Below are 269 nucleotides of genomic sequence, written 5' to 3'. Positions count from 1 at the left end.
TCGGCCAGCACCAGTCCACCGGACCGGACGGCCCGGAGCATGTGGTCCATCAGCCAGGTCATGTCCTGCGGATGCACCGCGGCCAGTGCCATCGGTCCGGCGCGTCCCGATGCGTCCGTCCGCGGCTGAGGAGCCATCGCACGGAGCCGTCCGTCTTGAACACGCGGTACTCGGCCAGCACCAGTCCACCGGACCGGACGGCCCGGAGCATGTGGTCCATCAGCCAGGTCATGTCCTGCGGATGCACCGCGGCCAGTGCCATCGGTCCG

The 269-nt window shown here is 69.9% G+C and carries 1 protein-coding gene; it reads right to left on the bottom strand.

What is annotated here, in order from left to right:
* Positions 1-58: 58 nt before the first annotated feature.
* Entirely contained in the window at positions 59-262 is a 204-nt protein-coding gene (locus tag BOQ64_RS25000) for a PAS domain-containing protein (protein ID WP_410494876.1), read from the bottom strand.
* Positions 263-269 lie beyond the last annotated feature (7 nt).

Source organism: Chryseobacterium sp. CH25, from assembly GCF_004119455.1.
Lineage (GTDB): Bacteria > Bacteroidota > Bacteroidia > Flavobacteriales > Weeksellaceae > Chryseobacterium.
Note: the sequence above shows the minus strand (reverse complement) of the source record. Positions and strands in the feature narration are given on the sequence as shown.

What these genes read in the sequence shown, in the direction of transcription:
- BOQ64_RS25000 (WP_410494876.1), bottom strand. Translation starts at nt 262, where the DNA reads ATGGCACTGGCCGCGGTGCATCCGCAGGACATGACCTGGCTGATGGAC.